General features: G+C 43.6%; 9 protein-coding genes. All 9 read right to left on the bottom strand.

Annotation, left to right across the window (positions count from 1 at the left end):
• Positions 1-624 (bottom strand): sugar phosphate isomerase/epimerase family protein (locus AC1DPZ_RS15270; protein WP_477404843.1); only part of this gene is annotated, 624 nt, incomplete at its 3' end.
• 135 nt (positions 625-759) lie between these two features.
• Positions 760-3,366 (bottom strand): MGH1-like glycoside hydrolase domain-containing protein, encoded by a 2,607-nt coding sequence (locus AC1DPZ_RS15265; protein WP_477404841.1) that lies wholly within the window; start codon positions 3,364-3,366, stop codon positions 760-762.
• Positions 3,367-3,671: 305 nt separating this feature from the next.
• Complete coding sequence (locus AC1DPZ_RS15260; RefSeq protein WP_477404839.1) at positions 3,672-4,742, bottom strand: dipeptidase; 1,071 nt, start codon at positions 4,740-4,742, stop codon at positions 3,672-3,674.
• Positions 4,743-4,752: 10 nt separating this feature from the next.
• Positions 4,753-5,865, bottom strand: coding sequence for a D-TA family PLP-dependent enzyme (locus tag AC1DPZ_RS15255; RefSeq protein ID WP_477404837.1), 1,113 nt, complete (start codon positions 5,863-5,865; stop codon positions 4,753-4,755).
• Between the two features lie 119 nt (positions 5,866-5,984).
• On the bottom strand, positions 5,985-6,449 hold the full coding sequence (locus tag AC1DPZ_RS15250) for a RidA family protein (RefSeq protein ID WP_477404835.1): 465 nt from the start codon (positions 6,447-6,449) through the stop codon (positions 5,985-5,987).
• Positions 6,450-6,547: 98 nt separating this feature from the next.
• Complete coding sequence (locus tag AC1DPZ_RS15245; RefSeq protein ID WP_477404833.1) at positions 6,548-7,657, bottom strand: hypothetical protein; 1,110 nt, start codon at positions 7,655-7,657, stop codon at positions 6,548-6,550.
• Positions 7,658-7,753: 96 nt separating this feature from the next.
• Positions 7,754-8,569 (bottom strand): hypothetical protein, encoded by an 816-nt coding sequence (locus AC1DPZ_RS15240; protein ID WP_477404831.1) that lies wholly within the window; start codon positions 8,567-8,569, stop codon positions 7,754-7,756.
• Positions 8,570-8,595: 26 nt separating this feature from the next.
• On the bottom strand, positions 8,596-10,149 hold the full coding sequence (locus AC1DPZ_RS15235) for a vanadium-dependent haloperoxidase (RefSeq protein ID WP_477404829.1): 1,554 nt from the start codon (positions 10,147-10,149) through the stop codon (positions 8,596-8,598).
• A 25-nt stretch (positions 10,150-10,174) separates the two neighbouring features.
• Positions 10,175-11,107 (bottom strand): hypothetical protein, encoded by a 933-nt coding sequence (locus AC1DPZ_RS15230; RefSeq protein WP_477404827.1) that lies wholly within the window; start codon positions 11,105-11,107, stop codon positions 10,175-10,177.
• Between the last annotated feature and the right edge of the window lie 41 nt (positions 11,108-11,148).

Below are 11,148 nucleotides of genomic sequence, written 5' to 3'. Positions count from 1 at the left end.
GAGTAACAGGTCATATGGTACTTTACCGTCAACCGGATGAAACTCCATATCGTGGTTATGGTATGCGAATTGAATCCCTACCTTTTTGGCAGCCTCTCCGGTTTTATTTAACACTTCAATGGTAGATTTGACCTCTTCCAGCGTAGCTGTTGGCGAATTGGCACATACCAGGTATTTGATACCCCCGGCAGCAGCATCGTCAACCAGCTCCTGCATATTATCGCGGAGGTTTTTCATTGGAGGAATAACCATTGGCTTACCATCGGCACCTGCAGGCATTTTTGCTCCGGGAGGAAGTTTGAACGGCGCGCCTAACACATGGTGCGATGTCCAGTTCATACCCAGGTCATTCACCATAGCCTTAAATTCTTTTGGGCTCATGCCATAGTAACCGCTTTTTTTGCTAAATGCCGATTCCATGTCTTTAAAGCCGAGCGCAGCTATTTTAGTAAGGATGCCTTTTACATCTTCATCTATAACGCCAAAAAATGTGTATAGCTGCAAGCCTACCGCATGCGGGCTTGCCATATTACTTAATAAAGTAGCTGCTTTTCCTGATAAGGCCATGCCGCCAAGCACCAATGCACCAGTGCTTTGAATAAATTTTCTCCTGTTGTAATTCATGCTGATAATTTTAGTTTTAATGTGGTACAGTAAATCTAAATAATAAAAATCAGCAAATTAAAACTTATTGTGTCTTTTTTACACAATTAAGCCCGATGGAGAGTTTTCAAACATACATGATCATCCTGAACTTGCTTATGTACTACTACTCTGCAAACAATTGGCAATTAAACCCGTCCACCCGGTTTGGTGGGATGCGCCCGCGCCACGACCATTGTCGCCATCAAAAAACTCATAGAATAGTATGTAATCTTTAAAATTAGGATCTGTTTGCATTTTTTGATTAGTACCAAACAGTGGACGATTGCCCTTTTCATCCCGTAAAAACAATTTGGATACCCGCAGGTATAGTTCATTAGCAACCTCGGCCAGGTTCATGAAATTACCGGATCCAGTTGGGCACTCCACTTTAAAATCATCGCCATAATACTGATGAAAGCGATGCAGGCTATCAATGATTAAATAGTTTATGGGCATCCAGATAGGACCACGCCAGTTGCTGTTGCCGCCAAAAAGGCCACTATCACTTTCGGCAGGAGTATAACCAATGCCGAAGTCAACTCCGTTAACTGCCACTTTAAATGGATGCTCCTGATGGTATTTTGACAATGAGCGAATGCCGTAATCACTTAAAAATTCGTTTTCATCAAGCATATACTTCAGCAATGATTTCATGCGATAACCACGCAGCAAACTAATCAGGTGCCTGCCGTCGCGGTTTTTTTCGTTCCAGCGGGAAACCAGTGATGCAAGGTCAGGTCGCTTTTCTGCAAACCATCTCAGGCGCTCTTTAAATATCGGGCTATCAGTAATATCGGCTTCCTCCAAAACCTCGGTTGCGAATAGCGGGATCAGCCCCACTATGCTTCTAACCTTCATTTTTATCGATCCATCATCCGGGAACCGGATCTGGTCATAAAAAAAGCCATCGTCATCATCCCAAAGGCCTTCGTTGTTTTCGCCGAGGTTTGACATCGCCTCAACTATATAGATAAAATGCTCAAAAAACTTAGAGGCAATATCTTCATATGCCCTATCAGTTTCGGCGAGCTCGGTGGCTATGCGCAGCAAATTAAGCGAGTACATGGCCATCCAACTGGTACCATCTGCCTGCTCCAGGTGCTGGCCAGACGGCAGTTGCGTATTCCTATCAAACACGCCAATGTTATCCATCCCCAAAAAACCGCCTTCAAAAATATTATTACCAGAGATATCTTTACGATTTACCCACCACGTAAAATTGAGCATTAGCTTATGGAAGATCCTCTCCAGGAAATATGTATCACCTTTGCCATTGTTGGCTAATTTATCGGTTGTATATATTTTCCAGGTTGCCATAGCATGTACCGGCGGGTTCACATCACCAAAATCCCATTCATAGGCGGGTAACTGTCCGTTTGGGTGCATATACCAGTCGCGGGTAAGTAAAACAAGCTGGTTCTTTGCAAAAGCCATATCAATAGTAGCCAAGGGCAAACAATGAAAGGCCAGATCCCAGGCTGCAAACCAGGGATATTCCCATTTATCGGGCATGGATATTACATCCTTGGTATTAAGGTGTTTCCACTTATGGTTACGGGCATTTTCCCTGTTGGCAGGAGGTTCGGGCTGTGAAGGATCGCCATTTAGCCATTGGCGGATATCCGAGTAATAGAATTGTTTGTTCCAAAGCATACCCGCAAACGCCTGGCGCTGAATGAGGCATCTATCGGCATCCTTTTTATTGCTGTAAATATCATTATAGAACTGATCGGCCTCCGTTTGGCGGGTATTAAAAACCTGGTCAAAATCTTCAAAGCTATAATTGGCATCCGGCGAAAGTCTTAGCCTGATAGTTACACTTTGCCTGGCGGCAACGCAGATATCATAATTTACAGCTGCCTTTGTGCCTGTATTTTTAAGATTGATGGTATCTGCTTTATGTACAATATGATCGTTAATGCCGTCTTTATGGTATTTATGTCCGCTATCAAACTTGTGCAGGCGCCCCATATTGGTTTCATTATCGCAGAACAAAACTTCGCGATTACCTTCCGTATGCAGCCAAAGCTGCCCAAGGTCTTTATGAAAAACTTCGGTTACGCCCTTGCCGTGTGCGGTAATGTACGGCTTGTAGTCATCATAACCCCAGCTCCAGGTATTGCGGAACCACAAGGTGGGCATTACATTAAGTACGGCATCGGCAGCTCCCCGGTTATGTACAGTGATCCTGACCAGGATATCGTCCTGGGCGTTTTTGGCATACTCGGTAAAAACATCAAAGTATTCGTCCTTATCAAAAATACCGGTATCAATCAATTCAAATTCAGGATCGTTACGGGTGCGGCGCTTATTTTCATCAACCAGCAATGCATACGGGAATTCATTTTGCGGATACTTGTACAGTGTTTTCATGTACGAATGTGTAGGTGTACTATCCAGGTAATAATATAGTTCCTTTACATCCTCTCCATGGTTACCTTCGGGATTACTGAGGCCGAAGTAACGTTCTTTAATGATCGGGTCTTTTTTATTCCAGAGCGCGATGGCAAAACACAGGTTTTGTTGCCTGTCGCAGATTCCCGCAATGCCCTCCTCGCCCCAGCGATAGGCTTTACTGCGGGCCATATCATGGGTTATATAATTCCAGGCATCGCCGTTGGCGCTGTAATCCTCCCGTACTGTTCCCCATTGGCGATCACTTACATAAGGCCCCCATTTTTTCCAGCTTGTATCCTTTAACCTTGCTTGTTCTGCGTTCATTGGCGCAAAGTTGGCTTATTTACAATAATTAACAGAATCGCAGGAGATGTTTTACACAAGGGTGAAGAAAACACAGTTAATAACTAATGGTTCAAAGTGTTCCCTTTGAAGAGGGAACTACAAGCAGTTATTTTCCGGGAACATCCCCAAAAAACACATCAACCAACTGGATGTTAAGCACTTATCTATAATTAAAAACACTTTCTGTACGACACAACTTGTCGTACAGCTGTTAAAATAAATTGCGTCGGAACACCTTTCCAGCTGGCTATCAGCACTTTATCGTAAACTAATTTTATTGTTATTTACGCCCAGGCCGTTCTTAAAAATCTTAACCAGTTACCGTGCATCATATTCTCAATATCCGCATCTGTATAACCACGGTTTTTTAGAAGATGCGGTACTTTTTGAAGATCGGCTATAGTTTCCAGGTCATAAGGGCATTGCTCCCGGCCAAAGGCTCCATCCAAATCGGTACCCATACCTACGTGCAGTGCATTTCCGGCTACCTGGCAAATATGGTCGATATGGTCAACCATTACTTCCATGTTACAGTTCATTCCTTTTGGAGTGGATACTCCCCTTACCCATCCCGGCACCATCATCCAGGCATCCAAAGCTGCACCGATAACCGCCCCCCTGTCTACCAGCGCCTTTATCATCTCATCGCTGTACTGGCGGTTATGATTCACCAGCGCCCTGCAATTATTATGACTGGCCCAAACGTGGCCGTTAAAATGATCAAGCGCTTCCCAAAAGCTATCATCACATAAATGGGTAGCATCAAGTATAATGTTCAGCCGTTCCATTTCCTTTAAAAGCTCGTGCCCTTTGGGCCCCATGTAGCCTGTGGCATCGGTACCCTGCGCATACCTGCCCGGACCGTAATGAGCCGGGCCAACAGCACGTAAACCATAATTATAAGCACGTTCCAGGTGTTGTATTGTTACTATAGAATCAGCCCCCTCTAAACTCAGGATATAGCCTATTGCTTTATTATCTGTTGACTGGCCATCATTCCAAAATGACAAATGTTTTTCTAACGATGCCAGGTCATTCACCTGCACCATTTCACCGGCATCTTCCATGGCTTTATACCAGGCCACCTGCCCCTGTGTTTGTGCCCAGGCCTGTTCTGGTGAATGCCAGCCGGGCAATGGATTGCCCGGTGCAACATAACGACCTATCTGTGTGGCTACTACCAAACCAATGTTGCCTTTACGCAATTCAGGTAAAGTTACTACTGCTTTGGCCCTATCTGGTTTATCTGTCAAGCCTACTTCGCGCTGGTTAAGTTCGGCAAGCGGGCGGGTAAGGTCGCGGTTCCACTCCAGCGCATTCATGCTGAGGTCTAAATGGGCATCAATTACAAACATAAATTATTTATCAGATAGTGATCTTACGGTCGCGGGCAGCATTTAACCACTCACCAGTAAGTGTATTATTTTCAATTGTATAAGCACGCTCATATAAAGCCACAGTTGGGCAAACATGGTGCGGGATACCATACAGCACGTCCCCTATTTTATAGTGATGATCTTTACCGGCATCAACTACCAAATGCTCCTCACTCTGGCCGGTTGGCACCAATTCGGCAGCGTTTAAAAAGTAGATCCGTTTTCCTAACTCGTTTTCGGCAGATACGGATTTGTGGCCAACATCCAGGCAAAGCTTAGTAGCATCGGGCAGGGAAACCACTCTTGCAATTACCAGCACAGCCGGTAAAAATGGCTGATCGGGAATTCCAATTTCATAACCTCTATCCCAATAAACAAAAGTTCCGGGACTACATTCTACAAAGTCTCTTTTGGAATGAATGGTAAATGTAGGCGATCCTCCTGCCACAATAACCGGTTCTGGATAATCCTTTGCTTTAAGGTCTTGCTGCAGTTTTAAAACCGGTTTAAAACCAGCATCACAACGTTCTTTTCTTTTAGCGATATCAATATCGTGGATATGACCATCATAAGCATGCAAGCCAACAGGGTTTAGCCCATGCAGTACACTGCAGTCCATATATAGCTGCAATGCTTCAAATCCTGGGGCAATGCCCGTACGGTTCATCCCAACATTCAGATCGATATAAACATCGATCGTTTGATCGTGTTGTTTAGCAGCTTCAGAAATTTCACCGGCAGCAAGATCATTATCAACCAGGCAGGAAAATTTTGTTTGCGGATATTCTTGTATCAGCTTAATAAACCTATCAAGTTTAGGCCCCACCGGCTGATACGCAAGCAATACATCAGGGGCATTGCACAATGCCAATAGTTCGGCCTCGGCTATGGTGGCGCATTTGAACTTTTTAATCCCGGCAGCAAGCAATAGCCGGGTAACCTCTTTGTTTTTGTAGGTTTTTACATGCGGACGCAAACGGGTAACATCATCGATCATGGTTTTAAGCAGATCAATGTTTGCCTTTACCCTATCTGGATAAACTACCAGCGCCGGCGTATCAAGCTTGTCGATATTATCTATCGTGAACCAGTTTTGAGCCATCGAATTTGTCTGAACCGGAATTAAACGAATTAAAGAATTTTCAGAATTTTGAATAACTTGTATGGCAATTTCACTCACCACTCACCACTCACCACTCACCACTCACCACTCACCACTCACTAAGCCAGCTCAAACAAGGCTTCAATTTCAACGGGAATATTATCAGGTAACGACCCCATCCCTACCGCGCTGCGAACGCCTATACCGTTCTCTTCTCCCCATATTTTGGCAAAAAGTTCGCTTGCTCCGTTTATGATGAATGGGTGTTTTTCAAAATCGGGTGTGCAGTTAACCATACCCAATACTTTTATCACTCTTTTAACTTTATCCAGGCTACCAATATTGGCTTTTATAGTGGCCAGCATAGCTAAACCTACCTGGCGCGCGGCCAGCTTACCATCTTCCATATTAATGGTCTCACCAATACGGCCAATAATTAGCGTTCCATCATCCTGTACCGTTCCATGACCAGACAGGTAAAGGTATTTACCATCAACTAAACAAGGTTTGTAAACACCAAGAGGTTTTGGTGCCGGCGGCAGGTTTAAACCCAGTGCCGCAAAGTTTTCTTCGGGAGTGTTCATACCGTAAAACTATAGTTTTTTAACAAAATAGTATTACAAAAAACAAAAAAGCCGGGTATCTCACGCCCGGCTTCTCCTTAAATCATAAAATCAACTCTCTATTTAAATCTGTATGTTAATCCAACATTTACAGCGTAATCGGCAAAGGCCGCATCGCCTTGTGTATAAGTTCCTGTAAGTCTTGTTGAAATTTTATCAGGAACACTTTGTGTACGGTCGCGTTTTAAAGCAACTGGTACAAATGCATAAATTGAAAACGATTTTAAACGATAGGTAACGCCTGGTTCGGCAGATATAATGTAACCTGTTCTTCTGAAACCATTGCTACCACCTACAAGATCTTTCACCGGTAAGCACTCATAACGCGCACCAGCCGAAAAATTAAATTTGCCTAAGCCATAGCTGGCACCGGCTCTTAGCATTATCTGGTCGGGCACGCTCATTACATCGCTGCCATTGGCAACGGCTTTAGCGCTTGGGGTACTGCCACGTGCAGATGAAACACCATTTTGTTCTCTTGGGCTAATCAGGTAATAAAAACCGCCATATACACCAAGTTTATTGGTAAAGTTGTAATAGGTATTAATTTCGGTAGTTATGCCTGTACCGCCATCTCCCAATTGGATAGATTGATCAACCGGGCCAAGCACTTTAGCATCGGCTGCACCTCCCTGGTGGTAAAAATAATCCTGGTAGTTATAGGTGCCTGTAGCCAGTTTTAAACCCAAACCTACCTGTATATTTCCCCTGCGGGCTTTTGCCGGGTTTAGTAACCACGCATATGCAGTTAAACGTATATCGCCTAAGCCAAATGAATGCGTGCTTAAGCGCTCTTTACCACCGTGCTCATATAACGATGAACGGGCATTATCAACAATGGGAACATCAATAGCAAACGACCAGCGGTTGTTAAAGATGCGGGTAAGGGTTAGGTCTTGCGTATAAGAATGATTAATAACGTTTGTACCCAACGCAATACGTTGTTTTTGCTCTTTAGTACCCACAAAATGTTTGTACGATCTGAAGTAGCGGCTATTACTGTTCAGCAGCCAGCTTCCTTCGGCTGCACTGGCGCTATCGGGGTGTTCGTCCATAGTACACAAACCGCCTGTGCTCCTGATGGCTACGCAGCCTTGCGCATTTACATTGGTATAATTAAGAAGTACAAGAATCGCAATTGCGCAAATAGATTTTAAAAATAGGTTCATAGAATTTTAAAGTGTTTACAATGTTTAAATATTAAAAGGACAAAGCCGGGTGCTTAAACCCTGCTTAAACCTGTTTTTACAGGATTTTTATGTTGATTAATTTATATTTAGATGAGATTTGTTTTTAAAAGGCCATGCCAATAAACCGGAAGGTGCTTTTTTTACCGCGAACCACAGGGATAGCAGTACTCCATAACTGCCACCACGTTCTATCCACTCAAACATTTCATATTTGGGATAAAAAAGCTCGCTTGCTATTTTCCAGGCGACCAATACCAAAAGAATGTTGGCAAAAGGGCTGATGAGTACCGAAAAGGCTGCTACAATTTCAAATAAGCCTACCATTTGTGCTGTTTTACCGGGATCATTAAATCCTAAAGAATGATATTGATTGAGGAGGCCAGCTTTGTGAACCAGGTTTAGCCAACCGTGACCAAGCAGTAACAGGAATGTAAATAACCTTAAACAAGTAATTACCGTTTTTAAGGCAGGTGCATCCAGGCTTACATGATCGTCCATACGGCTAAACCATTTCTTCAAAGGCATTTTAAAGCCGCCCTGTAAAAGCAGCAGCACAAACGGGGCACCAAAATTGCCCGCGCGTTCAATTAATTCGGCAAATGGTTCGCCAGATAACGGGCGCATAGATGCAGTTATTAAACCCCATACCACCAGCCATCCGGCTACTGCACGTATCGGGTAAACCAACAGGGATAATCCAAACAATATATCAACCGTACCCACATAAGGCATTAGTGTATATGACATATCATGACCTATCCCTACAACCGCAAAGTAATTGCACCATATTTGCTTGGTTATTATTCCAAATGCGCCATGCCCTATAAAACACATGGCACAGGCAAAGCGAAGCGTGTAGTATATTTTTTGACCGGTAATTAARCGTGACATTTTTATAGCTTATTTGATAGTACTTATTACAGCCCGGCTCCGTCGGCTTTCCCCCTGTTAACTGCGTATTGCCCTACCTTATTGCCGGTTACCAAACCAACTTCACAATCGCTGCGGAAGTGGATACCCCCATACAACCTCGACATAGCAGCATCGTGTGCCAGGTCTGTAAACTTAGTACCCCTATCCGGCAATAAATAAGTTAATACAGTTGCCGCGGCGCCGCTAAAATTAGAGTGACCCGATGTATAAGCCGGGAAATTTGGCACCCCTGTAAGCGTTTTAACCAAAGGGTCAACTTGCGACGGGCGCTGATTAAAGTAAAAATATTTGGTATCCCAACAAACAATTGCGGCATCCATTTGAGACATGTTCAACAAGGCAAAGTTACGTGCCCAGCGCACTTCGCTATAATTTTGCTTTACAAACTCATCGGCAGCAATAGCATTCCAATGGCCGGTTGGGGTATAAGTGGCAATACCATCTGCCCAAAAAGCAACCTGCTCTTCATGCTGGCGGCTATGGTTTTTACTCATTGACAATACCTCATCAACCTCTTTTTTATACTCGGCCGAATTGGATAAATAAGGTGCAGCCGGGCGTAATGAAACAACAGTTAACGTATCAAACAAAAACGGAAGCACTTTTGAAAACAAAGGTAACATCGGCGGCCTTTTAGGCGTTTCTAAGCTCAGCCAAAATTTACCTGGTTCAAACGCAGTTGTTTGAAGCTTTGCCCATACATTGGCATCGCCAATAGCCTTGCCGGCCCGGTCACCACGGGCACGTGCTGCAAACAACGCGGCAACCTGTTTACCTAATGATTCGCCTGCGGTAATTTCGCCCCTTGTGTTGGCACCAGCCATTATACGGCATAATTTTTCTTCCTGCGCTTTTTCATTAATGAAAGCCAGCTCTGTAGGGAACAACAGCTTCATCATTTCAACCGTAGTACCCGCAACAACAGCATCTTCACTTGGGTAAGATGGCAGTTCGGAAACCGGAACCAGGGCCTGTATGCCTGCATCATTTTTATAAGGAGCAGTGCGTTTGTAAGTGTTTTTGAAATGCCATGCAGCAATCAGCGCATCATACTGCGCGGTACTTACATAAGCATAAGCGCGGGCAGCATACGGCGGATTCGAAAACGGAAACTCGGGGTAATTAAACGGATTGGCCGAACTTGGCGCCGGGTAAGCGCCATCTGCATTTTGATAAGGTGGAATGTTGTGCTTGGYCACCAGTTGGCGCATGATCTCGTTCCACCTTAATACAGCACCCGCGCTCCAGTATTTTATAGATGCTTTCTGATCGTCGGTTAAATTTTTTTGCATCGCCTTAATCTCATTCAAATCGGCTAAATAAGCCGGTGAAGTAACCAGGTCTGGCGCCGATACTGTCAACACACTAAAATCTTTAACCAATACCGGGGTCCAGGTATCAGCATTCAAATCAAGCTTTGACGGTGTTAATGCAGGGTATAATGAAGTACGGTCTACAATATCTTTATTGCACGATGAGCTAAAAATGGCTACACCTAAAAGTACCGTAGGAATTATATAAAGTAATGATCTTTTCATCAGATTATTATTAAGTATTATAAAATTATTTCTCTTTCCTGGTGTTAAAAACGTAATAAACACCGCCATACATGGTTCTTGCCTGCCCTACATTTCTGCCCTTTAATACATAGTTACCACCGGCGGTTAGCTCTAAGCCGGCTATTTTTTGAAAGCTGTATTTGAAGATTACACCGGCAAGCGTTGAATTCATTTTGTTACTTGGAAAAGGCATATCATTTTTCCTGATATCAAAACCACCCAATGTTGTAACCTTGGTAAGCACTGCCTCGGCATTAAATTGTAAACTCCTGAAACCGGCGCTTACAAAAAAGTTAGAAACATCGGGCATCTTCACTTCGTTGGTATAATGCATCTCGGTAGTATAGTATGAATTCCTGTCGATAGTAATATTACTCCTGCGAATGTACTGTGCCGCGCCGGCTACAAAAAACCGACTAACCTGGTAATTAAGTAAACCACGTAGAGCAATATTTTTACTATGCAAACCAATAGATAAAGGTAAAAAGTCGGGCTCATAATTAGTTGCAGGAATTGATCCCGATAAAATAGCATGAAAACTAAGCGATCCTTTGCCTATCTCCTGTTTAACAGCCAGCCATTTTACATATGCGCTTATATCCTGAAAATTACGCTCGCCCCTTAAAGTACCGGCACTTGCATTTGTGGTTACATAAGGAAGTGCTATTGATACATTGATCTTATTTGTAAGACCATAAACAAAACCCAGCATATATGAATTTGAGCTTACGGTACCCAGGTTTGGGGCATCGCGTTTAAAAGTACCTTCCCAATAGTTATCCCATTGACTGTGGGTATAAACACCCGCGGCACAAACGTAGTTTTTGGGTATCATTAGGGCATCAGCATCTGTTTGCGCCTGCGCATATTCTGAAAAGGTGAGGCAACATGCCATAACAATACAGCATCTGTAAAAATACAGCAATGAATGTTTCATTCGATTTAAGTAAGGTTTTTAGTAATAAGTTAACAATAAAC

Source organism: Mucilaginibacter sp. P4_G9, assembly GCF_056400985.1.
Note: the sequence above shows the minus strand (reverse complement) of the source record. Positions and strands in the feature narration are given on the sequence as shown.

Coding starts and splice junctions, on each gene's coding strand:
- AC1DPZ_RS15245 (WP_477404833.1), bottom strand. CDS start 7,657: ATGAACCTATTTTTAAAATCTATTTGCGCAATTGCGATTCTTGTACTT.
- AC1DPZ_RS15230 (WP_477404827.1), bottom strand. CDS start 11,107: ATGAAACATTCATTGCTGTATTTTTACAGATGCTGTATTGTTATGGCA.
- AC1DPZ_RS15250 (WP_477404835.1), bottom strand. CDS start 6,449: ATGAACACTCCCGAAGAAAACTTTGCGGCACTGGGTTTAAACCTGCCG.
- AC1DPZ_RS15265 (WP_477404841.1), bottom strand. CDS start 3,366: ATGAACGCAGAACAAGCAAGGTTAAAGGATACAAGCTGGAAAAAATGG.
- AC1DPZ_RS15260 (WP_477404839.1), bottom strand. CDS start 4,742: ATGTTTGTAATTGATGCCCATTTAGACCTCAGCATGAATGCGCTGGAG.
- AC1DPZ_RS15255 (WP_477404837.1), bottom strand. CDS start 5,865: ATGGCTCAAAACTGGTTCACGATAGATAATATCGACAAGCTTGATACG.